The organism is Commensalibacter papalotli (ex Botero et al. 2024) (assembly GCF_947179115.1).
GTDB lineage: Bacteria > Pseudomonadota > Alphaproteobacteria > Acetobacterales > Acetobacteraceae > Commensalibacter > Commensalibacter papalotli.
Genome location: NZ_CAMXCI010000001.1, coordinates 731247 through 756754, shown reverse-complemented (window position 1 = coordinate 756754; position 25508 = coordinate 731247). Strand labels below are relative to the sequence as shown.

Sequence of the window (25508 nt, the reverse complement as noted above, 5' to 3'; positions counted from 1 at the left end):
TATAATTCGAAGATGGAATAAGCGTGTTATTATAGAATGTCAAAATACTTTACGAACAATTACTTGAGATAAAAACGCTAAAAAAGTATTTTGATATAATGATCTAAAAGGGGATCATAAAATGAAGCTTCTAATCAGAAAAATTCTTTTTACGTTAGTTTTAACCTTAGTGCCGTTTTCAGTATATGCACAACCTACAGATAAATTATACAGTTATAAGCAGTTTGGTGATCAATATGTGGTTAGCCTTAAAAATCACGTTGAAATATCTAAGGCTCTTACTGAATTTTGTAATGATCAACATATCAGGGCCGGTACAATCACTGGTATTGGCGCAGTCAAAGAAGCAACTTTGCGGTTTTTTAACCCAGTAACCAAAGTTTATAAAGATAAGGTTTTTGCTGAACAACTGGAAATTAGTAATTTAACGGGAAATATTGCTCAAAAAGATGGCAAATTATATCTTCATTTACATATAACTCTTGGGCGTGCAGATTATTCAGCTTTGGCAGGGCATTTACTGACAGCTGTTATTAATGGAGCAGGTGAATTTGTCGTTACTAAGTATAATGGAACACTTCCCAGATATTATGATCAAAATATTGGTTTAAATTTTTATCAGTTTAAATAAGATCCAATTGCTCGGTATATTTTTCTTGTTGCATTTGCACAGCATGTTCCAAATCAATAGATATAATTTGACTTACACCGCGTTCTTGCATAGTAACCCCGTATAGACGGTTCATGTGGCTCATCGTTAATTGATGATGGGTTACCACTAAAAAACGGGTGCCAGATTGTTCAGTCATATCAGTTATCAATGCACAAAAACGTTCTACATTTGGATCGTCCAAAGGGGCATCGACTTCATCCAAAATACATATAGGCACAGGATTACATTGACTAACGGCGAAAACCAAAGAAAGAGCTGTCAGTGCTTGTTCCCCACCAGATAGAAGGGAAAGGGTAGAAAGCTTTTTTCCAGGAGGTTGGGCATAAATCTCAAGCCCTGATTGTAAAGGATCTTCATGGGCCAGCAATTTTAAATAAGCACTTCCACCATTGAACATGCGGGTAAATAAATCTTGGAAATGTTGATTGACCTCGGTAAAAATGGCGCTGAGTTTTTCTTTGCCTTGTTGGTTCAGTTTTTGAATAGATTCTCTTAGTTGTTGTATGGCTAATGACAGCTCAGTATATTCTTTTTCGATCGCGCTAAGTTGTTCTTGTTTTTCTTCACGCTCAATTTCTGCCCGTAAATTGACAGCTCCCAAAGCATTGCGTTCGGCAGTGTGTTCGCTAATTGTCGATTTAAGCTTTCTTTCAGAAGCATCACTAATATCTAAATCAGATTGCTGTCTTGCATATTCTTGAATAGCGGGTTCAATATTCGTTTTTAATTGTTCAAAAAGGGCTTCTGCTTGTTCTTGTTTAGCTTGAGCTTTAAGTAGATTTTCTCGAGCTTTAGTAGCATTTTGCTCAGTTTGTTGTAGTTGCTTTTGTGCTTGGATTCTATTTTGTTCAAGCTGTAATAATTGTTGTTGTGCTTGTTGATAAAGCTGACTAGCTTGTTCTTCAAGTTCTTTTAAAATGGTTTCTTTTTGTATAAGTTGCGGCAGTTGCTCATTAAGATCATTAAAATCTGATTGTAACAGTGTGATTTTGGCCAGAGTTCGCTTTTCTTCGTCTTGGGCTTGAAGCAAACGTTCTTGCCAATCTTTGGATTGCTCTTCCAGAGAAGCTTTTTGCTTTATCAGATTTTCTTTTTCACTCAGTAATAAATGATAAGCAAGACGTTCTTGCTCTTCTTGTTCTTTATTAGCTCTATAGATTTCTTGAAAACTGCGCAACTTGCTTTGAATATGCTCTAATGCTGGACGTGTGGCATACAATGTTTCGGCTTCATTTATATCTTTTTTCGTTGCATCAAGATGTTTTTTTGCTTCATCACAACGAGGTTTAAGGATTTCGATACGGCTATTTTGCTGAATATAAGTATCTTTGATTTTTTGATATTTAATTTTTGCTTCAGAAAAAGCCTCTTCAGCACGTTCTAGAGATTTTTGCAATTCAGTAAGTTGTTGTTCAAGAGCGTGTACATTTTGTTGCGCAGCTTCTTTGGCAGCCAAAGCCTGTTCAGGTTTTTCTTGCTGATTATGTTGAGTTTGATCCTGTAATAGATTTTTTTGTTTTTGTTCAATCTCTATTTTTAATTGCGACAATTTGTCTTGGGTCGTCTCAATACGTAAATGATTTTGTTGATCTTCATTGAGGCGCTTTTGTTGGAGGTCCTTAAGTTCAGAGAGTTGAATCTCTAAATTTTGTGAGTTTTGCTGAGCTTGGTTTAAGGCCTCTTTGGCATGTTGGACATCATCTTGGCATGATTTTACGATAATGGGATCTGGTTTAGGAAGTAATGCTTTTTGTTGAGCGACATCTAAGTTAGTTTGCTTATCTATAAAATCTTGTTGTGCTTGCAGATAAGCAGGTTCTAATGCTTCAAACTGTGTTTGTGCTGCTTGATCGCGATTTTTAAGATTCAAAAATTCTTGTTGTATTTTTTGAAAGGATTGCTCTGAGGTTTTATAGTCCGCCTGTTTTTCTGTTAATTGCCTTTTAAGAGTTTGTTGTTGAGTTATAGCCTCTTGATATTGTGTTTGTAGCGCGGGGTATTGTTGCTCTAGTTCAGCAAGTAATTCTTGTGTTTGTTTGAGGGTTTCTCTTTGTAACAAGCGTTGTGCTGCTTTATTTTGAACCCCTGCTTTTTGATGATAACCATCCCAACGCCAAACATCGCCTTGTTGGGTAATCAGGCTTTGTCCAAAGGTAAGGTTTTGAAAAAAAGTTTCGCCTTCTTCAACTGTTTCGACTACGCCTATATGATCAAATGCACGCTGCAAAGCAGGAGAGGGCTTAATAATCTGTGATAATTTACGAACATGTTGTGGAAAAGACGAATTACTGGGCGACATAGCAACCCAGCCTGTTGGTGTTTCTGAGCTTGAGGGACTTTCCAACCGCTCATCAAAAAGAGCAGCAATCCCAACAATCCATTCAGTTGGAATAGTGATAGATTCTAATACAGCAGGTAAGGATGCGTTATTTTGAATGCCCTGATCATGAGATAAAGCCTGAGCTAAGCCATCTTGTTTTGCATGTAGTTTTTGTAGCTCGGCTTCATGTTGATAAAGTGCTTTTTGTGTAACCTCGGCAGTTTCTGTAACTTGTTGATGTTGTAAGCTTAAAGTTTCCACTGTTTTTTGTAGCGTTTTAACTTCGTTTTGTTGCTGCGTAAATTCAGTTTTTTTATTCTCTAAAAGCTTAGGATCGACCCGTATCGATTTGGCCTTTTCAATTTGTTCAGCAAGACGGTTGGTGTTTTTTTGTGCTTGTGCAAAAGCATGTTGCGCAGATGCTAGGTTATTCTGACGGTTTTCAAACGTTTGCGTTGCTTGTTGAAAGCGAGCTTGTGTTTCAAGAAGTTTTTGGATGGCATCTTGATGGGCTTGTGTTGCCGATTGAGCAGTTTCTTTTGTTTCAAATAATTTTTTTTGTAGAATGCTTAGCTCGCCTGTAAATTGCGTTCGTATATCCTCGGTTAAAGTTTGTTTTTCAAGACTAAGTAATTGGCTTTTTAAATTATTTTGATTGCTTATAAGCTGGTCTAGCGTTTGGGTTTCTTGTCGAATTTTTTGTGCTAATTGAGTATATGTATGCTCAGTCTGTTGAGCATGATGTAATGCATTGCTTGCTTGTAACTTGGCTTCATTGAGCTGTGTATTAATGTGTTGTTTTTGCGTTTGAAGCTCTTGAACTTGCTTTTGGGCTTGTTGCTCAATGTTGGCAAGGGATTGAATTGTAACTTCTTGAGGCAGTTGTTCTAGGCAAAGCTCATATCCATGACTTAATTTTTGATATTCTTGCTCGGCATGCTGATGAGCATGTTTAGCCTGATGGTATTGTTGTGTAATATTTTGATATTGTTGCTGTTGTTCGGCCAGGATTTTTTCTTGTTCTTGAATGTTGGTATTAATAGTGGCCAGTTGATTTTCAAAGACTGTAATTTTTTTCTGAGAATCTTGTATTTTAGCAGGGTGATCCAATAGAGTCTGTTCAGTGTTTTTTAAATTTTCATGAATCTGATTTAGATCAAATTGCGTTTTTTTAACGCGCGTTGCTGTGGACAAGTGTTGTTCTGTTGCTTCGGTAATGCGTTCTTGAAGCTGGCGTAACTGTTCAGAAATTTTATTTTCTTGTTCTTGAATGAGGCGTGTTTCGCGGCGTTGTCCATCCCATTTAGCGCGTATCTGGGTTTCTTGTTGACGTACTTGGGGCAGTTTTTCTTCTATTATATTAAGTTCAGCTTGTTGTTTTTTATAACTTAATTCAGAATCCGTATGTATTGTTTGAGCTTGAATATGTTTTTGTTCAAATAAACGTAAGCTGCGAATGGCACGTTGGAAATAGAGAGACTGTAAAGCGGTTTCTGTGTCCCTCAGTTCCGCAGATAGTCGCCGATAAATAGTGGCTTGTGAAGATTGTTCGTTTAATGATTGTATTAATAAAATCAGTTGTTGTTGTAAATCATCTAGACGAGCGAGATTTTCTTCGGTTGCTTTTAACTTTAACTCTGCTTCGCGTCGTCTGCTGTAAAGTCCTGCAATACCCGCGGCCTCTTCTAGAACTTGACGACGTTCTTCAGGTGAGGCGGAAATAAGTTGGGCAATACGGTTTTGACTGATAATGGCTGAAGATCTTGGACCAGATCCTAGATCAGCAAAAAATGTTTGTACATCCCTGGCACGTTGGACTTTGCTATTAATTCTGTATTGACTGCCTGAGCCTCGTTCGAGTTGTCGTGAGATTTGCAGTTGATCTTGTTGTTGAAAAGGGGCGGGGCCTATGTTTTGCGCACCTTCTAGAGTAAGGGAGACTTCGGCAATATTTCGTGCGGCTCTGCGTGTAGTGCCTGCAAAAATGACATCATCCATTTCTCCACCACGTAATGATTTGGCAGAGCTCTCTCCCATTACCCAACGTATGGCCTCGACAATATTTGATTTGCCGCAGCCATTAGGGCCGATAATCCCTGTTAAACCTGGTAAAATCTCTAGAGTGATTGGATCAGAAAAACTTTTGAATCCAGCGATTTTTAGATGTGTAAAGCGGATGGTCATACAGGGATATAAAGACTATGATTAAGGGGTTGGTTGACGGCTTAAAGCACTTGTAACGTTTTTCCCAAAATCTTCAATAGTTAATTCACCAACAGATGCTTGGCCGTTAAAAATAAAGGTCGGGGTGCTGTCAATTTTATATTTATCCTCGGCTTGTTTAACCTCTGCCAAAATTGCATCACGTAGATTAGTATCATTAGTGACTTGATCAAATTGAGCTGGATTCATGCCAGCCAAAGTTGCATATTTTTGAAGTTCTTTGGCAGGATCTGCGCCCTCTTTGAAAGCCCATTGATCTAAATTATCTAATAAAGCAAAAACAAAAGGCTTGTATTGATCAACAGGTAAGCTGCGTGCCACAATAGCAGCCATAAGAGCGATTTTATCTAGAGGAAAATCTTTGAAAATATAATAGACTTTTCCAGTGTTAATATATTGTTTTTCAATTTCAGGAAAAACAGTTTGAGCAAAACGACCACAATGCGCACAGGTCAAAGAAAACCACTCTTGGACATGGACTTTGGCATTAGGATTACCCAAAGCGCGAGGGGCTATGAAATTAGGGGCGACTTCTGCAGCTTTGGCTTGTAAATTGGTTGCTAATAAAGAGACTGCAGGAATAGCAGTGCTAAGAAAAAAACGACGTGTAATAAGCATTGATTATTCCAAAAAACAATAAAATTAAGTATAAGTGAGTGGGATTAAACTCTATTTTATCATAAAAGCCTTAAAGCATGATAAAATTTTTTTACTTTTAAAAATTAAAACATGAATGAAATCAAATTTATCGTCGTTGTTTTAGCCACCACGGAAAATAAAGAAAACGGCTCCGACAATACATAAACCAGCCCAAATATAATCAAGTTTAAAAGATTGATGCATAAAAAATATACTAAACGGGATAAAAACCATCAAAGTGATGGCTTCTTGCATAATTTTTAACTCTCCCAAAGAGAGTTTTGTATAGCCAATACGATTTGCTGGAACTTGGATCATATATTCCCCCAAAGCAATACACCAACTGATCAGTGCTGCAATATACCAGGGTTTATTTTCTAGTGTTTTTAAATGTCCATACCATGCATACGTCATGAAAAGATTAGAAAACACCAGCATTGTGGCAGTGGTTAACCAAACAGGCACTTGAATTTCCTTTGTAAATAATTTTAAAAAGATATTTTTTTATAGGTCATTTAACCAAATTTATTATAAGTTAACATTTGATAAATTATTTTTGATGTATAAAATAAAATTATTCAAAATACTTAAGACACTTACTTATTTTATATTTTTTTTTAATATGATCCAATAATAAAATATTCGTGATATATTGTTTCATGATCATATTCTGTCATAGGAGATTTTAGATGATTATTCTTTGTGGGGATGTTTTAATCGATTTTATTCCTGATAAAACTACAGATGGAGCAGATTGTTATTGCCCAGCCCCGGGTGGATCATGTGCGAATATTGCCGTGGCAATTGGTCGTCTTGGTGGTCAAGTTGGTTTTATGGGAGGCGTTTCTAATGATTTCTTAGGCGAAAAGCTGATGAATTTCTTGGAAACATCAAATGTTGATACAAAATATGTTGCACGTGGCCCTCAACAAACGACGCTTGCTTTTGTTGAACTGGGTCAAGAAGAGCCACAATATGCCTTTTATGATGAAAACACGGTTTCTCGCCTTTGGGTACGTTCACAATCTCCTGGATTTACAGATGATGTCAATTTGATTCATATTGGGTCTACCTCTTTAATTGAACCTCCGATTTCTGAAGCATGTGAACAAATGTTCAGAATAGAAAAAGGAAAACGGATTCTTTCTATAGATCCTAACTGTCGTCCTAGTAATACATTGCATCCAGCTGTATATCGTGCGCGAATGGCGCGTTTAATCGCTATGGCAGATATCATTAAGCTTTCCAAATCAGATTTGCAATTTTTGATGCCAGATACTTCTTTTGATGAAGCTGCTGAAATGTGGATTTCACAAGGTACATCTATTGTGATTATTACCCGTGGCAGCCAAGGGACTTTATGTTATTTACCAGGTCAAAAAGTAATTAATGTTAAACCAGATTATATCGACGATGTTGTAGACTCGATTGGCGCAGGTGATACATTTATGGCTGCAACATTGACTTATTTGCAAAAAGCGAATTTGTTATCGTTGGATACTATTAAAACAATTACACCAGAGAAAATTACCAAAGCTTTGGAATATGCATCTGTTGCTGCGGCAATGATTTGTCAACGTCGTGGTGCTAATCCTCCTTGGGAAAAAGAGGTTGAAGCGCGGATTGCTTTTAAAAATTAAGGTTCTCAGAGTAAAGGTAAGGGATAAACATTTCCTTACCTTTTTTAACCGTTTTCCTTATTAGCATTTTGATCTGTCGTTTGTGTAGACCCAGGAAATACCCACTCATTAGGGATATGCATTCTAAGGCGACGGATATGTCTTGGATCAGCGTCTAATACCCTAAAGACCAAACCACAAGAGTGTGTTAAGACTTCGCCTTTCGTAGGAACGTGCTCTGCCAATCGAAAAACTAATCCACCAATTGTATCAATATCTGAATTATGTTCTTCTTCGGTTAAGAAAACACCAATATACTTTTCAAGGTCCTCAAGAGGCATTCTAGCATCAAGATCTAAGGTATTGCGATCGCGCTCCAACATCATTTCTACATCGGGATCGTCATGCTCATCCGCAATATCACCAACAATTGTTTCAACCAGATCTTCAATAGTAACCAGGCCATCAATACTGCCAAATTCATCAATTACTAATGCTAGATGAATACGATGCAAGCGCATTTGCAATAGTAAATCTAAGATAGGAATCTGGGGTGCTATAAAAAGAGGTTGCCTCAAGTGATTAGCGATATTAAATTCTTCTTGTTTACCTGTATAAGCGATTAAATCTTTGACATGAAGCATACCGATAATATTATCGAGCTCTGTATGATATACAGGCACACGCGAATGATTTTCATGTCGCATTACTTCCAAAGCTTTTTCAAACGAAATTGTATCATCGATGGCAAAGATATCGGCTCTTTGCACCATTACATCATCAGCAGTTTGTCCACGTAGGCGCAAGATATTAGAAATTAATAGTTTTTCTTGAGGGCTCAGTTCTTCTGCATTGGCATGTTGTGGAGATTGATCATGCGCATTTTCTTCATCAACTAAATTTACAATAGATTGGCGTAGATTCTGTTGTTTATTTTTATGAACCCAACGTGAAATAACTGATTTGAATCGAGCTTGTTTTTGTGGTTGTAAGGATTGTGCTTGATCTGAAAGGGGGTTGTTCTGTGTAGTAGGAGTAGGATTCATGGCTATATACTCCGTAGCGGATGAAGTTTCCAGGGATTAGGAATGTTTAGCTTTTGTAATAAAAGAGCCTCTCGCATTTCCATTTCTTTGGCTTCGTTAACATAAATATGATCATAGCCCCGTAAATGTAATAAACCGTGAATAATCAAATGTGCCAAATGATGCATAAAAGGTCTTTTATTTTGTCGAGCTTCATTTTGAATTGTTTGTAGCGCAAAAACAATATCACCCCCAACCATACCCCCCGCAGGAAGTTCAAAGGTTAAGACATTGGTTGGTTTATTTTTACCTCTGAACTGTTCGTTTAATTTTTTTACTGAATGATCATTATCAAAACATAAATTGGTTTCTTCAGTAATAGGTAAGATCTGATGAATACGGTATAAAAGCGGCAATAGCTGAGGCATAAATCGACACCATTGTCGCTCTTGTATAATAAGCTTGTCTTTAAGTGTTTGCCTAGTCCGATAATTTTGCTGCATGAATTACGATTTATGAATAGTAGGTCGTTGTTGTGCATCCCGTTGGTCATAAGCTCTGACAATACGACTGACTAAAGGATGCCTTACGACATCTTGCGCCTGAAAACGCATAATTTCAATCCCAGAAATCCCTTCCAAGGTTTCTACAGCATCTTTTAATCCAGATTTTACATTCGAAGGAAGATCGATTTGACTTATATCCCCGGTAATAACCATTCTGGACCCAGGTCCTAAACGTGTTAAAAACATTTTCATTTGTGCGGTGGTGGTATTTTGTGCTTCGTCTAAAATAACATAAGCATGTTCAAGTGTACGTCCACGCATAAAAGCCAATGGGGCAACTTCAATTTCACCATTAGTGAGGCGTTTTATAACTTGATCACCAGGCATCATGGCATGTAGAGCATCATATAAAGGGCGAAGATAAGGATCTATTTTCTCTTTCATATCACCAGGTAAAAAACCTAAACGTTCACCAGCCTCAACCGCAGGGCGTGAAAGTATAATACGATCGACTTGACCAGAGAGTAACATGGAAACTGCTTGAGCAACGGCTAGGAAAGTCTTTCCAGTTCCAGCAGGACCAATTCCGAAAACCATCTCATGTTTGAATAGTAGCTTTAAATACTCTGCCTGCCCAGCTGTACGTGCAGAAATTGTGCCTCGGCGCGTGGTAATGCTTGGGGCATTGCTGATTGCAGAATCATTTTGTTCTGTAACTTGTTCAGGAGTATAAGTGTGATTGGCTAGAAGTCCATCTTGGGTCATTCGAATAATTGTATTCACAATGCTTGAGTTAATGTCTTTTTGATGAAATATATGACGATAGAGATTGGTTAAAACAGCTTTGGCCAGTTCAACTTGTTGTAAGCCCCCTTCGACAACTACATAATTCCCTCGGCATCCCAGTTTAATTTGTAATTCTTTTTCGATTTGCACCAAATAACGATCATGGTCGCCAATTAAATGAGCCAGTAGCAAATTATCATCAAATTGCAACGTTGCTTTGGTCGTTGATTCGTTCATTTGCTCTTCTGAGATTACAAGAGGGATATTATATTTTTGTTCGCTCAAAGGGGGATGCTTTCTTTAACAAGGTTACCAGATAAAGAGAAAGTTAAACATTCATTGACTTCTACTAAATGTTCTTGACCAATAAGACTTTCATCGCCTTGAACATGTACTGCTTGAAGATACGGGGATTTTCCAGCTATTTGACCCTCTTTACGTCCTTTATTGGTGAATAATATAGGAATTGTACGCCCAACAGTATCTTGATTAAATTTCGTTTGCTGATCTTTAAGAACGGCTTGTAATTCTTGCAAACGGGCGTCTTTTTCATTTTCGAGAACTTGGTTGGTGGAAACAGCTGCAGAGGTGCCTGGGCGAGGGGAGTATTTAAATGAGTAAGCCATCGCAAACGTAATATCGTTAACCAGCTTCATAGTTGCTTTAAAATCATCAATACTTTCCCCAGGATGGCCGATAATGAAATCTGAAGATAAAGCAATATCGGGTCTGGCTTTTTTGATCTTATCAACAAGTTCGTAGTATTCTTTTGCTGTGTGTCCTCGATTCATGGCCTTTAATACACGATCAGATCCAGATTGAACGGGCAAATGTAAAAACGGCATTAAAGCAGGCAGGTCACGATGTGCAGCAATTAACGAATCACTCATATCGTTAGGATGAGATGTTGTATAACGAATACGTTTCAACCCTGGGATGGTTGATAATTTTTCTGCCAGTTTAACCAGATCCCAAATATTTCCATCAGGGCCTTGCCCATGATAAGCATTTACATTTTGTCCCAGTAAAGAGATTTCTTTGACACCCAGTTCGCATAGACGTGTTGCCTCATCTATAATAGCTTGAACTGGCCTGCTTTCTTCGGCACCTCTTGTATATGGAACGACACAGAAAGAGCAGAATTTATCACATCCCTCTTGAATAGTTAAAAAAGCTGTATGTCCTTGTGCTTCTTCTGGAGCAGGAAGGAAATCAAATTTACTTTCAACAGGAAAATCTGTTTCAATGACATTCCCAGATTTGCGTGCTATGTCCAAGATCATTTTAGGAAGGCGGTGATAAGTTTGTGGCCCAAAAACAATATCGACATAAGGAGCACGTTTTAAAATAATCTCGCCTTCTGCTTGAGCAACGCAGCCTGCCACAGCGATAATAGTTTCTTGGCCTTGCTCTTCGCGATATTCTTTGATTTGTCTAAGACGCCCTAACTCTGAAAAAACCTTTTCCGTCGCTTTGTCGCGAATATGGCAAGTATTCAAAATTAAAATATCTGCTTTTTCAGATTTATCAGTGACTTTATAGCCCAGTGGGCGCAGTAAATCGACCATGCGATTACTGTCATACACATTCATCTGGCATCCCCATGTAATTACATGCAAAAACCGTTCTGTTGCTTGTGTAGAGTGTGTCATATTTGAAAAACTGGTGTCAACCATTCGCTAAGCAGCCTATTATATAAAAAAAAGATAGCTATAAGGCTTTTTTTAAAGAAAAAATGAGCCAAGCTATCTTTTTATAAAAATTAGAGGGTTGATACAAGTATTTTATATATGTTTGACCTTTAATTCCGCAGAAAAAATATCCCCTTCAAAGCGAATGGCACCTTGTAAGCTTTTGGAAAGTGTCTCAAAATGATTCCTGAAACGTAGAGCTAAATCTTCGGCTTGTTTATGATAGGCTTTTGGATCCGTCCAACAATGCACGGGATTTAAAAGCTCTGTTGGTATTCCATCTACTTTGGTTGGAATTTGCAATCCAAAATGTTCTTCAGTTTCAAATGGAACTTTGCTCAAAGAGTGATTTAATGCCATGTTTAATAATTGGCGAGTATGAGGTAATGAGAAACGTTTACCAATGCCATAAGCACCACCACTCCAACCAGTATTCAGTAACCAACACTGAATCTTTGGATTTTCTTCAAGGCGTTTCATCAGTAATGCACCATAAACATCTGCTGGCCTAGGGAGGAATGGCGCGCCAAAACAAGGGCTAAATGTTGCTTTGGGTTCCTTGCTAAGACCGCTTTCAGTGCCAGCAATACGAGCCGTATATCCCATTAAAAAATGGAAAATTGCTTGTGCATTGGTGAGTTTCGAAATGGGGGGTAATACTCCAAACGCATCCGCTGTCAACATAACGATATTGAGTGGTTGGCCACCTTTACCTGTTTCAGAGGCATTCGGAATGAAATTTACAGGATAACAAGAGCGCGTATTTTCAGTCAAAGAGTTATTATCGAAATCGGGAGAGGCATCAGAATTCAAAATAACATTTTCAAGCACAGAGCCAAAACGCAAAGAAGCATCCCAAATTTCAGGTTCTGTTTTCTTATTGAGATTGATGACTTTGGCATAACATCCACCTTCAATGTTAAACACACCAGTTTTAGACCATCCATGCTCGTCATCACCAATCAAAATACGCTCTGGGTCAGAGGATAATGTTGTTTTTCCGGTGCCAGAAAGGCCGAAAAATATGGCAACGTCACCGCTTTTGCTGATATTAGCAGAACAATGCATGGATAAAATATCTTCTGCTGGAAGTTGCCAGTTCATTGTAGAGAAAATAGATTTTTTAATTTCACCAGCATATTGCGTACCACAAATAACTATTAATCGTTCTTTAAAGGAGGTGGTAATAGCCGTCGGTCCATGTGTGCCACAGCGGTCGGCATTTAAAAACAGATGAGGCGCATGTAAAATAGTATAAGGTTGTCTGCTATTTTGTTTAACTTCTTCTTTTTCTTCTTCTGTTAAATCTTCGGGTCTGACAAACATATTTCTGGCAAAAAGCGCATGCCAAGCATTGGTTGTGATTAATCGGATTGGTGTGCAATGATTCATATCTCGGCCAGCATATAGATCTTGTATATATAATGCTTGCCCTTGAAGGTAACCACCAACCTCCGATAAAAGTTGTGTAAAATGAGCTGGGGAAAGTTTGTGATTAATATCGCCCCATTGAATTTGATCGCTGATCCCAGCCTCATCGACAACAAATTTGTCGCCTGCTGCACGTCCAGTGTAATATCCTGTTTTTACGACAAAGGCACCATCTTTGGATAAAATGCCTTCTTTATTACGAATTGCATGTTCAATCAGTTCAGCGCGAGACAGATTTATGTATAGAGTAGGTGCTTTTACTATTCCAGTTCCTTGTAGAAAGCTGGCAATAGCATCGTCTACTTGTTCATGATCACCGTGAGTATAAGAAAGGCTAAGTGATGCTCCTGTCACATAAGGTTTTATAACATTATGTGGTAAGGAAGAAGAATATGTCATAATTTTCAGAACCCTGATTTTTTAAAGTATAGGTTCATCATATTAAATAGTGAAAATTTCTAAAAAGGCTATTCACAAAAACGCTAGTTTATATCAATAGTCATTAAATTATTCAGAAAATTGAATATCACCTTGATAAAGAAGTAATATTAAAAATATTTATATGGTTTTTTTAATGTCTTCCTCTGACTTTCCTTGTCGTAAGCACGCAGTACCTTTTGCAATGATATCCCACGCTTTTTGTGAGAGTTGCTTTCTATTTTTAAAATCTTCGGGGTAAAGGGGATCATGATAAATAATTGAAGCTCTCATATCAGACCATTTACAAAAATCCCATAAATGTGGTGTCAGTTCCATATCACCATACCAAGAGTAGATCGGGCGGCGCAAACGATTAACAGGTAACATCCCTAAACGATCATAAACAACAGAAATAGGTTGAATAATAGGAATAGGATAAGTGACATTTTTGCTGATAGGTTTTGCTAGAACGAAAAAGGATGATAAAAATGGTGCTAGGTGAGAACCTTCTGTTGAGGTGCCTTCTGGAAAAAGAATTAGGTTACCACCTTCCTCTAGTCGTTTTTCCATAGTTTGTTGTTCTTTGATGGTTGATTGACGTTGTCTGCTGACAAATAAAACACGTCCCAAGCGGCATAAGGTGCTTATAACAGGCCAAGATCCAATCTCTTCCTTAGCAACAAAAGCCCCCGGTAGTAATCCTCCAAGAACAGGAATGTCTAACCATGATGTATGATTAACAATATAAATTATTGGTCGTTTTGGCGTGCCTGATTGATTATTTTGATTTTCAAGTTTACCAAAAATACGGAGATCAAGCCCGAGTATTCGACAAACATTTCTCCAATAAAACCGAGCAAAATTGATTTTTGTCTTTCCTGATAGTTTTATAAAAAAGCTTTGAAATGGCATACAAATTACGGTCCATCCCAAAATAATGATAATTTTTCTGGTTGCTCTTATTTTTTGATAAATTGTTGAAAATTTGGATAAAAAATGTGGATAAGTTATTGGAAGATTCTGAATATCAAAGGCTATGTATTGTTTTTTTTTGTCAGAAGAGCGCAAAAGAGAGTGGTTCATTTTGGATGAAGACGGTTTAAAGAGAATTTTTTGCAAGTTTTTTTTGAAAAGAGAAATATATTTCAAGGTATTATAGCTTATGTCAAAGGTTTTGAAAATTTAATGAACGTTCTGCCAACAGTAGTTCGGCATTCTATAAGAAGTTTGATGGAACTACAAGAAGATGTCTTAATAATCCTTGATAAAATGTTGTATATATATCACTATTTTTTTATAGTGTACATATTTTGGTTTTTCTGTCGTTTTTTTTTAATAATTATGTGGTTTTAACTATTCTGTTTGGGATAAAGGCTATTTTTAATAGTGTATAATTCAGGTTTGGTAATTATATTCTTTTTGCAAAAAGTAGAAACTTACTTAAGGTTATGCCTTAACATCATGATCTATAGAGGGAATCAGGGTTTGTTGTTCATTGAATTACAATTAAAATATTATAATTTGTTGAATAAGATGAATGTTTCAAAGATTCTATCCCGCGTGTGTTGGGGGGTAACTGCTGGAGTGTGTTCATCTATTTATACAGTTTTGGCTGCGGACCCTCAAACCTATCGAGTTGAAATTCGTCCTACAGGTAACGCTGATATTGATGCAACATTATCGGATGTATCAAACCTTGTAACTTTAAAAAAAACCAAAGCAGTTGGTTCCTTTGCTTTGTCTGGGCGTATTAAAAGCGATTATGAGCGCTTACAAAGTGCTATGGATAGTTTTGGATATTATGATGCCAAAATCAAAATTGAAATTGGTAATGCTGAAGCTGTGTCAGAAAACAAAGAACAGAAAAAAAAGAAGAAGAAAGATGAAGCATTTTCTAATGTGAAGCGAGTTACCAATTTAACGAATACTATAGATGGGAACAACCCAGATTTACCTAATTTTATTGGTCATATCCCAGATAATCAAGACGCAGTCGTTGTAATACATATTGATAAAGGAAATCAATATCACTTGGGCAAAATCGAACTGGTAGAAAAGAAAACTCAACAACAAGTTGAACCTAATAACAAATCGACCAATTTAAAACCTCAAGAGATTTCAAAAACGATTACGCTAACAGACGACCAACAAAAAGCTTTTGCTTTGAAATCAGGCCAACCTGCGGCGTCTTCTGACGTTGTTGCTGCCAAAGGACGTTTGTTGACTTCTTTACGAGAGGATGGCCATGCCTTGGCCAAAATTAATGATCCAGTAGCATATCTGCGCCCTGATACCAAGACACTAGATATTGTCTATGAAGTACAACCTGGCCCTATTGTAGATTTAGGCGATATTGAGTTTAAAGGGTTGGAGAAAGTTCATGAAGATTTTATAAGAAAGCGTTTGTTGCTAAGTGATGGGCAATTATACCAACCTTCTAAAATTGAATCAGCAAGGCAAGATCTTTCCTCTCTTGGTGTTTTTTCTAGTATTGATGCAACAGCGGGAACCAAGCTTGATGCAAATGGACGCTTACCTCTTTTATTGACGTTTAAAGAAGCAAAACGTAGATCCGTTAGTTTTGAAGCAGGTTATTCAACAGATTTAGGAGGTCGTTTAGGCGTTCGTTGGTCACATAAAAATTTATTTGGTAATGCAGAAAAATTAAATTTAGTTGCCTTGGCAACGGGGTTAGGGGGGACTGCTCAAAAAGGTATTGGATATGATATTTATGCAGACTTTACGAAACCTGACTTTAAACGAAGAGATCAAGAACTTAATGCACGTATAGAGGCTGTAAAACAAAATTTGTATTCTTATGATCAAACTGCTTTTTTAATCAAAGCTGGGCTTAATCGTAAAATTAATAAACATTGGAGAGTTTCTGGTTATTTGGGTGCTATCCAAGAGCATATTATACAACGGCAATATAAAAATGATTATTCTTTATTAAATGTTCCTTTGGGTGCACGTTATGATAATACCGATCTTGCGAGCCCTATGATGTCTCCTACACATGGTATGAAAGCTTCTGTTTTGGCAACGCCGACGGTGTCGTTTGGGGATGGTACTATTTTCTTTGCAATTTTAGAGGGCAGTGCTTCGACGTATTTTGATTTAGCCAAAACAGGACTAACAAAACCAGGGGATAGTGTATTCGCATTCCGAGGAACAGTGGGCAGTATTCAAGGTGCATCAAGAATGAATCTTCCACCTGATCAACGTATGTATGCTGGTGGAACCTCAACAGTCAGAGGTTTTCGTTTTCAAGGCGTGGGCCCTCAATTCCATGGAACAAAATATGCTGTTGGTGGTAAGGCAATGGATGCTGGAACCGTAGAGTTTCGTCAAAAGTTAACAGAATCCTTTGGTACACAAGCTTTTATGGATGCGGGTCAAGTCAGTAAAACCAGCATGCCTTTTGAAGGGGATGTTCGGGTTGGTGTTGGTGCGGGTGTAAAATATTATACGCCATTAGGGCCTATTCGTTTTGATATTGCTGTGCCAGTTAATCGCCCACCGCGCGGGGATAAATTCGAGGTTTATATTAGTTTGGGTGAGACGTTTTAATTATGGATACAGAGTCACAGACTGCAACGAAACAACTAACATATAAAGTACGCTATCCTATTTTATGGCGTTTGATAATTTTCTTTATCGCTCTATGCAGCACGATTATTGTTCTTATATGTGCTGTGTTTGTTTTTGTTAATACACAAATAGGTAGAAACTATATTGCAGACAAGATCGAACAGACAACTGATGGTCATATTCGAATTCAAGGTTTATCGGGGTTTTCCCCTAGTGATTTAACCATCGCCCAAATACAGTTTAACAATGATGCGGTCGGGGTATGGGCGGAGGTAAAAGAGGTGCAATTAAAATGGTCACCTCTGGCGTTATTATCCAATGAAATTTCTATTCGTTCTTTGGTAGCCAAAGAAATTGATTTTTACAATTTACCACCAAAGCCTGAAAAAACAGATAATAACATTACTCAAACAGAACATAGATTTGCTGATTTACCCTATCAAGTTAATATTCAACATCTTCAAATAGATCATTTTTTTATTTCAGAGCAAATTGCCAAAAGAAATATATCGATTAGTGTTGATGGAAAAGTAAAAATTCGTAATCTTTCCAAAATAATGAACATTGACACATTAAAGGAAGCCTTCATGGCACATCCTAAATTACGTCTTTTAGCTGTAAAACAACCTGCGGATTTTCAATTTGGAGGTAAGATTAGCGGCAGCGTAGAAAATAAAGATGGAAAAGAGTATAATGCACCGTTTCTCCCTTTGCATTTTTCTATCATGCTACCTGAATATCCAAAGCCTAACAGTAATAATGAATTAAAAATTTATCTTGGTTTAGGAGAAGAAATTTAATGCAGCCCATAGATCAGCAAACAACAGAATTACAAAAAGTAACCAAGAAGAAATGGCGTCAACGCCATCGTTTTTTATGGGTTTTAGGATGGTTGTTTGGGAGTTTGGTCGGTTTGGTTGTCGTCGCCATAGCTTGCTTGATAATTTTTGCAAATACACAAAAAGGGCAACATTATCTAGCCAAGCAGATTGGAGAATTAACTGGGCACAGTGTTGAGGTTAGTGGACTGTCCGGATCTTTTCCTAATCATTTGCGTGTGGATACAATAGAGCTGAAAGACCCTAAGATTGGGGTTTGGTTATCGTTAAAACAAACAGAACTTGATTGGTCTTTGCTGGCATTATTGCGTAAAGAAATACATGTAGATCGGTTATATGCCAAAGAAGTTAATGTTTATAATTTGCCCTCTTCGTCTGAACCTGCTTCAGCAAAAGATAGTTCAAGTTCGACTTCTGATATAGTAGTGTCTGCAAATATTAACGATATACAAATTGATAAATTATTTGTTGCGGATAAGGTTGCTCCTATCGATATCGCAGTAGGTCTCAAGGGTAAAATATTCATTCAAAATGTTTTGAAGGTTGCTGACTTTCAATCATTTAATGACTTATCGAATATTCATTTATCTTTGCATCTTTGGGAGTTAAATCAAGCAACAGACCTTCAATTACTAGCGGAAATTGGTAACCAAAAAATTGATAAATCTTCGTTAATAATTAATGCAAAACAGCAGTCTGATGGGTTGATTGAACGTTTATTAAAAATGGATCAGCTAACACCATTGTCTTTGAGTCTTTCTCTAAAAGGTCCTTTTGATAAATTACAAACAAAAATTGATCTCTCTGCAGCTCAAACAAAATTGAATGTAAATGGGGATATAGATCTTATTCATTCTGCAATGGATATCGCATTAACAGGTCATTCACCTGCTATGACATTAAGCCCCACGATTGGTTGGGGAGGATGGAATATAGATGCCAAACTTCATGGTGCATTTCAATCTCCTGCAGGGGCAGGTAAATTTGAGTTGACCGACCTAGCTGCCGGTGATGCGATGGTTAATAAATTACTGTTACAGTTCAAGGGAGAAGATTTAACTTCGTTGGCGGGTAACCAAGATAAAATCAGCAGTCCTTGGGTAAGGTTAAATTTGGTGGCTGATGGTCTTCGTATTCCAGGGGCTAAACCTAAGTTACTTGCGGGCAGTCCTTTGTCATTGGATGTCGTTTACCATCCCAAAGAAAAGGATGAATCTGTTGATTTGCAAATTAACCATCACTTAATTAAAGTTTTTGGTCGCATTTTTATAAAACCTGCTTTGCATGGAAGCCTTGAGCTATATGTTCCAGAGCTGAAACCTTTGGCTGAAACAGGGAATGTTGATTTAAAAGGATCAACTGTTCTGAATATGGCGTTCGATTTGCCTGAGGATCCTAAAAATCCTATTCATATCGATCTTGATGGTCCATTGATGATTACAGGTGGATTGCCAATCGCAGTGCAAATGATTGGTCAGCAAGGTCATATTGGTTTGCATGCTCAAGTTACACAAGAACCAAAGCAAAAAGTGATACTTCAATCTTTGGTATTTAATGGCAAGCAAGTTAATTTAAATGCTCAAGGGTCATTGATTGACGAACAAGTAAAGGCTTTGCTTAATTTAGAAGTCAAAGATTTGTCTGCGGCGGCACCTATGGTGAAGGGTAAAGCAAATGCTCAAATGAATATCGATGGTTCTTTGCAGGATTTGGCAGCAACATTAAAATTATCTACAACATTAAGTACAACTGCTAATAGTGGTTATGTGTTACGCCCCAGCCAGTTGGAATTAACTGCAAATGCGCAACATGTTACGTCTAGACCCATTGCAGTAGTTGCCTTGATGGGCAATTTAGATCAAACCCCTGTTAATATAAAGCTTCAAGCAGGGCTTGCTGAAAAGGAAAAGCAATATTACCTAAAGCTTGAGCAGATGGAATGGCGTGGTTTAAAAGCTGTAGCTGACATAGTTTTACCTGAAAAGAGTATGTTACCTATTGGGACTATAAAATTGGATGTTGCACGTCTATCAGATTTTGGTCGTTTAATTAACCAAAAGATTGATGGTAATATTCATTTAGATATTCATAGCTTAGCAGAAAAAACATCAAAATTATTGATTGATTTGAACAGTCAGATAAGTATGCCTCAAGCTAAGATAGGAAAAATTGCTTTATCAGGTTATGTTGATAATCCTGTTGGCAAACCAAATGTAAATTTAAAACTGCAAGCCAATCAATTACAAGTTCCTAAGGTTGTTCAAGGAAATGCTTTGATGACTGCCAGTGGTGGGATGGATGCTTTAAAACTGACATTAAATGGTAATTTCCCTTCTCTTTTAGATGCAAAAGGCAATATAGATACAGCTTTAGTTTTGGATTTGCTTAAGAAAAAGGTGGATATTCAAAAATTTACAGCTTTGGTCAAAGGGGAAAATATACGTTTATTGGCACCTCTACAGGCTGAATTTGGTGAAAAATGGAGCGTTAATCGTTTAAGATTGTCTGTTGCCCCTGTGGGTGCCGCCCCAGCGACTGTTGATATTGCAGGCACAATAAAACCAAAACTAGCTATAACCGCGTCTATTCAAAATATTACCCCTGCATTGGCGAAACCTTTTGCTCCTGATCTACATGCCAAAGGTGTGATAAATATACAGGCACAATTAAAAGGCTCTCTTGAAAAACCTCAGGGAAATATCCGCTTAAATGCCCAGAATATGCAACTGACCACGGGTAGTGCGGCTTCATTACCGCCAGCACAATTAACCGCATTGGCCAATTTGAATGGAACTACTGCTAATTTAGATACCAGACTTCAAGTTGGGCAAAAAGTAAATGCTATTGTTAATGGAACGGTGCCTTTGCAACCTAAAGGGAATATTGCATTAAGACTGAATGGTGATATTGATCTAGCCGTGGCTAATGCAATTGTTGGTGCTTCTGGGCAGCAAGTGAAAGGCCTTATTAATATAGCTATGTTGGTTAATGGAAGCATGAGCTCTCCAGCGATTACAGGGGCTATTCATTTAACTAAAGGTAGTTTTAGAGATTATGCTCAAGGGGTTACTTTAAGAGATGTTCAAGCTTCTATTTTAGGGCAAAGAGATCGTATTGTGTTGCAATCTTTTTCTGCAAAAGCAGGAGAGGGAAGTATGAACGCAGATGGTCAAATTGGTATTTTTCAACCTGGTATTCCTGTTAATTTGCATTTCGGTATGAACAAAGCCAAACCATTAGTGAGTGATTTACTTACAGCGATATTGGATGGTGACATTAATATTAAAGGAATGGCAAAAACACGAATAGATGTAGGCGGAACAGTTAAAATTAAGCGTGCTGATATTAATATTCCTCATTCTATGGCGCGTTCGGTTGTCCCTTTGAAAGTCATACGCCCTGGGGATAAGGTTGAAACATCGCAGAGCAGTGGTACAGGGCCTGAAATTGGTTTGGATTTGACGATAAAGTCAGCAGGGCAAATTTTAGTTCGTGGCTTTGGCTTATTTACCGATATGGCGGGTTCTTTACATATTGGTGGTACAGCCAATGCACCCAAAATCAGTGGTGGCTTTGAAATGCAAAATGGTCATATTGATATGGCTGGTATTTCTCTTGAATTTACCAGAGGGATTATTGGCTTTAAAGGAAGTAACGTAGATCATAAAATTGATCCTTCTTTGGATTTTGAAGTTAAAAAATCAGTAGAGGGTAATACAGTAAGCTTAGGCATTACAGGCTATGCCAGTTCTCCTAAAATCTCTTTAAGTTCTTCTCCACCATTATCTCAAGATCGTGTCTTGGCCATGTTATTGTTTGGTGTTGATTCACAAAGTTTATCGACAACACAAATGGCTGAAATTGGTGTGGCTTTGGCGACCTTAGGCGGGGAAGGTAGCGGGTTTGATCCTATAGGGACAGTGCGCAAATCCCTAGGACTGGATCGCTTGTCTGTTGGTGGGGGAAGCAGCAGCAGTAACCAAGGCCCGTCTTCAGGAACCAGCGTTTCTGCAGGAAAATACCTTATGAAAGGGGTATATTTGGGTGCAAAGCAATCCACAGGAACGCAAGGAACACAGGCAGAAATGCAAGTCGATATTACCAAACGTCTCAAAGCAACAGCTACTGTTGGTACAGGTGAAGATAAATCTGGGTTTGTAACACCAGATAACGATCCTGGCAGTAGCATTGGGTTATTATATAAATTTGATTACTAAAATTTATGTGGCTTTGTGTTTGCGAGCCATTTCTTGTAAAATAGAAGTGGCCTTTTTTACGACATCACTCCACACTCTTGGGCGAGTCTGGCGAACAATTCTGATTTTTGGATACCAAGGGCTATATTCTTCTCCTGAAATCCAGCGCCAGCAATTGTCAAATCTATCTAATAAAATTGCAGGACATCCAAGTCCTCCAGCAAGGTGAATAACCGAAGTATCAACAGAGATGATGATATCTAAATTCATCAATATCGCAGCAGTATCATCCATATCCTGGACTTCATCCATAGGATTAAATATAGAGATATCGTTAGGAAGATTATGAATTTGATCTGCATAATGTCCCATTTGTAAGCTAACAAAAGTAGTATTTTCTACAGAGCGTAATAAAGGTATCAGTTTCGATAAATCAATAGAGCGTTTGTTATCAGTCATCATAGCATGAATCTCACCAGGGTGAGGGGAACCTCCCCAAACGAGACCAACTTTAAGTTGTTTGGTTTGAGGCAGTTTATTTTTCCAATAAATAACTTTTTTACGGTCAGCTGTTAGATATGGTTTAAATTTGTCTTTTCTTGGATCAGCACTCAAGGCTCTGGGCAAGGAAATAAAAGGGCAATGCCAATCAAATGGTGGGGGTTCTTCACCTCCAACTTTCACTTTGGGTTTACCTTTAAGGCGCTCACATAGTCCTTTCATGGTTTCAGCAATCCATAATTCTACAATAGCACCCCGTTTGATAAGTTCTGGTACATAACGGAGGTACATTAAGGTATCCCCAAGGCCTTCTTCTTGAGTAATTAAAATCTTTTTCCCCGTAATATCCATGGTATCGGTAAGCGTAGGGAGAAGTGTTTCTTTGGGTAAAGTGCTGTGATTAGGAGTGTCAAGACGCCATTCATGTTCAACCCACCCTTGATAGTAATATTCAGCTTTCAGCAAACAGATAGAATAATTAACGCGTAACGCTGGCCAATTTGGTTGAAGCATAATAGCTTTGCGATAATATAATAAAGCCTGTTCTGTATCATTAACTGCATTATGATAAGAAGCAAGATTTGCAAGGATTGTTACGTTATTTTCATTATGTTTTTCTAAAATACTGTAGAGTTTTAACGTTTGCGGATATTTTCCCGCTTCAAAAAGGATTGTCGCTAAAATATTGAGTAGCCTTGCTTGATTTTTGGAGAAGGCTAAGCATTTTTTTATGTATAGAACGGCTTTGGCAGATTGTTTTGTCTGCTGTAAAACACTGGCATAACCAACATAAAGCAATTCGTCTTTCGGATGATTTAATAATGCTTCATGATAAACCTCAAAAATCGAAGGGTATAAATTGTAACTCCCTAGATACGGTTCCAATTCGGCACAGCTGTGGCGTTGTGGTGAATCTTTGAGTTGTTGTGCAAGGCATAAATGATATGCAGCTTCTTTTGGTTGATTACAGCCAGCATAAGCAATACCAAGTAAAGTCATAATTGCTTGGCTCAGTTTATGATTTTTATATGGAAGCAGTAAAGTAAGTGCTTGCTCAAATTTTCCTTGGTGTAAAAGGAGGTTCGTTTGATTAATGAATGTATCATCAGGAGACTTTAAAAAATTTGGCATTATTGATCAACAAAATAAAAGGTCAGAAACTATACGATTATTTATCAAATTTATTCATATTTTCCCAGTATTTTAATTTGCTGGTTTTACCAATCCCAGGATTAAATATATTGCAAGGGTCTAGCGTTTGATAGAATTTTCTTAATGTTTCTTTGGCATGATACAAATGACCAACATTATGTTCTGCTGGATATTCTGCACCTCTGTCATTCAAGATCTTTAACATTTCCTCTTCAAGTGCAAAGATATCATTGCCTTTATGGATAACATAGTCTTGATGGAAAACATGACAGAAGAAATGACCATAATAAAGCTTATGCATACATTTGCTCTCAATTTCAGAGGGAAGCGTTTCGAGCCACTCTTTATCATTACGACGTAAAGCAATATCTAGGGCGAGTATATTTTCGACAGTTTTATGATGAATAGCACGATATCGAACAGCTGCCCCAGCAACGGCAAAGCGTTGTAAAAAAGCTTTACGACCTTCATCGGTATTACATTCAAAATATTGGCCAGAAGATCGCTTTTGAAAGAATTTTTTTAGATAGGAGCTTACTTGATCAATATCAGCTTTACCAACTTTTAAGAGTAAGTGATGCTGATATGTATTTGCATAGTGATTCATGCGTTGAGGTAAATGTTGTGGAAATAAAGTGCTGGCAAACTGGAGTATTTTATCACTGAGGTGCTCAGGTAAAAATTTAAATTTTTTAGAGAAATAATCAAAGCGATTTTTTAATTTAAAAAGTAATGGAATATAATCCGTTCCGAAAAAATTAATAAACAAGAAAGTATCTTTACCGTAAACAGCGGCAATATCATAGGCATCTTTATGAATATACTCTCCAGAAACAGGTATAATATGTTGTGATAACAGATCATAGCGTATTTGTGTTAAATCATCTGGATTATTAGTCCCAATATAGAACACTTTTGTTTCTTTTTCTTGTGCGAAAGAATCCAGCCTTACAGCAAAAATTGCAAGTTTTCCCGCGCATCCTGATGCTTCATGTAAATGTGTAGGGTTTGCATTATAACGTGCAGGGGTAGGGGCATTAACTTGGCAGACAACTTCTTTATAATGATGATCAGAGCAATATTTATCTGTTTTTTGTATGTGTGAGGCGTTAAATTGACCGTTTTCTAAACGTGTTAAGATTTCTTCTGGAGTATTTCCTAAATCAATACCTAGATGATTAACTAACTCTAATTTTCCTTCTGTAGTATATTGTGCAAATAAGGACATTTCTGTATAGGCTGGGCCTCGTTGTACTAATGCCCCTCCTGAATTATTACAAATGCCTCCTAGCACAGAGGCTCCAATACAAGAAGAACCAATAACAGAATGCGGTTCACGTGCATAAGGTTTAAGTTTTTTTTCAAGTTCATTCAAAGTAGCACCAGGTAAGCAAACAACCTGTTCTGCATTATTGATAAGATATATATTCTTCATTTTCATCGTGTTAATTAATACAATATCACGATCATAATCATTACCATCAGGGGTTGATCCCCCTGTTAATCCTGTATTCGCTGCTTGCATAATCACAATAGTATTTGCGTTAACGCAAGCTTGTAAAATATACCATTGTTTCAGTAATGTATCTGGTTGAACAACAGCGATTGCCCTACCTGACCCATATCGAAAACCATTGCAAAATAATCCCATCTTGTTAGGGCTGGTTATAATATTTCGAGCTCCAACAATGTTCGTTAAGGAAGATACTAGTTGCTGCTGAGTAAGGGATAAAGGTAAAGAGGGGCGTTTATTTTTGAAAAACATGATGGTTATAAACTTTATTATAAAATATTTTTTATTAATGATAAAAATAAAGAAATCGTATAATAACCTAAAAAAACTATTTATCAAAAAAAAAGAGGGTTATTTAAACCCTCTTTTTTGATAACCTGAAA

At 37.4% G+C, this 25508-nt stretch carries 16 protein-coding genes; 5 read left to right on the top strand and 11 right to left on the bottom strand.

Going from position 1 to position 25508, the window contains the following annotated elements; all coding sequences use genetic code 11:
• Window positions 1-121 precede the first annotated feature (121 nt).
• The gene (locus QMN76_RS03445) at window positions 122-631 is read left to right on the top strand and encodes a PPC domain-containing DNA-binding protein (RefSeq protein WP_034336353.1); all 510 of its coding nucleotides are present in this window, start codon (window positions 122-124) and stop codon (window positions 629-631) included.
• Here the strand turns inward: QMN76_RS03445 and QMN76_RS03440 are convergent.
• The 3 genes from QMN76_RS03440 to QMN76_RS03430 form a co-directional block, all read right to left on the bottom strand.
• The gene (locus QMN76_RS03440; protein ID WP_282065734.1) at window positions 624-5177 is read right to left on the bottom strand and encodes an AAA family ATPase; all 4554 of its coding nucleotides are present in this window, start codon (window positions 5175-5177) and stop codon (window positions 624-626) included. The two genes, QMN76_RS03445 and QMN76_RS03440, sit on opposite strands and share 8 nt — an antisense overlap.
• Window positions 5178-5198: 21 nt before the next feature.
• Window positions 5199-5834: a thioredoxin domain-containing protein gene (locus QMN76_RS03435; protein WP_034336359.1), complete on the bottom strand. Its 636-nt coding sequence runs from the start codon at window positions 5832-5834 to the stop codon at window positions 5199-5201.
• 141 nt (window positions 5835-5975) lie between these two features.
• Window positions 5976-6320, bottom strand: coding sequence for a DMT family protein (locus QMN76_RS03430; protein ID WP_034336362.1), 345 nt, complete (start codon window positions 6318-6320; stop codon window positions 5976-5978).
• 224 nt (window positions 6321-6544) lie between these two features.
• Between QMN76_RS03430 and QMN76_RS03425 the strand changes: the two genes are divergently transcribed.
• Entirely contained in the window at window positions 6545-7495 is a 951-nt protein-coding gene (locus tag QMN76_RS03425; protein ID WP_282023771.1) for a carbohydrate kinase family protein, read from the top strand.
• Window positions 7496-7539: 44 nt separating this feature from the next.
• Here QMN76_RS03425 and QMN76_RS03420 read toward each other — a convergent pair whose 3' ends face one another.
• The 6 genes from QMN76_RS03420 to QMN76_RS03395 all read right to left on the bottom strand — a co-directional run bounded on the left by QMN76_RS03420 (window position 7540) and on the right by QMN76_RS03395 (window position 14245).
• A complete protein-coding gene (locus QMN76_RS03420; RefSeq protein WP_282023772.1) occupies window positions 7540-8520 on the bottom strand; it encodes a hemolysin family protein in 981 nt (326 codons plus the stop codon).
• Between the two features lie 2 nt (window positions 8521-8522).
• A complete protein-coding gene (gene ybeY, locus QMN76_RS03415) occupies window positions 8523-8927 on the bottom strand; it encodes an rRNA maturation RNase YbeY (protein WP_051461781.1) in 405 nt (134 codons plus the stop codon).
• A gap of 78 nt (window positions 8928-9005) precedes the next feature.
• The gene (locus tag QMN76_RS03410; protein WP_408869453.1) at window positions 9006-10076 is read right to left on the bottom strand and encodes a PhoH family protein; all 1071 of its coding nucleotides are present in this window, start codon (window positions 10074-10076) and stop codon (window positions 9006-9008) included.
• A complete protein-coding gene (gene miaB / locus QMN76_RS03405) occupies window positions 10073-11467 on the bottom strand; it encodes a tRNA (N6-isopentenyl adenosine(37)-C2)-methylthiotransferase MiaB (RefSeq protein ID WP_282023773.1) in 1395 nt (464 codons plus the stop codon). The genes QMN76_RS03410 and miaB overlap by 4 nt, the downstream gene beginning before the upstream one ends.
• 108 nt (window positions 11468-11575) lie before the next feature.
• Complete coding sequence (pckA, locus tag QMN76_RS03400; RefSeq protein WP_282023774.1) at window positions 11576-13312, bottom strand: phosphoenolpyruvate carboxykinase (ATP); 1737 nt, start codon at window positions 13310-13312, stop codon at window positions 11576-11578.
• A 159-nt stretch (window positions 13313-13471) separates the two neighbouring features.
• The gene (locus QMN76_RS03395) at window positions 13472-14245 is read right to left on the bottom strand and encodes a lysophospholipid acyltransferase family protein (RefSeq protein WP_161631836.1); all 774 of its coding nucleotides are present in this window, start codon (window positions 14243-14245) and stop codon (window positions 13472-13474) included.
• A gap of 621 nt (window positions 14246-14866) precedes the next feature.
• Between QMN76_RS03395 and QMN76_RS03390 the strand changes: the two genes are divergently transcribed.
• From QMN76_RS03390 to QMN76_RS03380, 3 genes are read left to right on the top strand one after another with little or no spacing between them, the layout of a single operon-like run.
• Complete coding sequence (locus QMN76_RS03390) at window positions 14867-16903, top strand: autotransporter assembly complex protein TamA (RefSeq protein WP_282023775.1); 2037 nt, start codon at window positions 14867-14869, stop codon at window positions 16901-16903.
• Between the two features lie 2 nt (window positions 16904-16905).
• A complete protein-coding gene (locus tag QMN76_RS03385; protein ID WP_034336378.1) occupies window positions 16906-17724 on the top strand; it encodes an AsmA family protein in 819 nt (272 codons plus the stop codon).
• Window positions 17724-21980: a translocation/assembly module TamB domain-containing protein gene (locus tag QMN76_RS03380; RefSeq protein ID WP_282023776.1), complete on the top strand. Its 4257-nt coding sequence runs from the start codon at window positions 17724-17726 to the stop codon at window positions 21978-21980. Before QMN76_RS03385 ends, QMN76_RS03380 begins: the two co-directional genes overlap by 1 nt.
• Window positions 21981-21983: 3 nt before the next feature.
• Here the strand turns inward: QMN76_RS03380 and QMN76_RS03375 are convergent, their stop codons facing one another.
• The gene (locus QMN76_RS03375) at window positions 21984-23591 is read right to left on the bottom strand and encodes a tetratricopeptide repeat-containing glycosyltransferase family protein (RefSeq protein ID WP_282023777.1); all 1608 of its coding nucleotides are present in this window, start codon (window positions 23589-23591) and stop codon (window positions 21984-21986) included.
• 37 nt (window positions 23592-23628) lie between these two features.
• Complete coding sequence (gene dld, locus QMN76_RS03370) at window positions 23629-25377, bottom strand: D-lactate dehydrogenase (RefSeq protein ID WP_282023778.1); 1749 nt, start codon at window positions 25375-25377, stop codon at window positions 23629-23631.
• Between the last annotated feature and the right edge of the window lie 131 nt (window positions 25378-25508).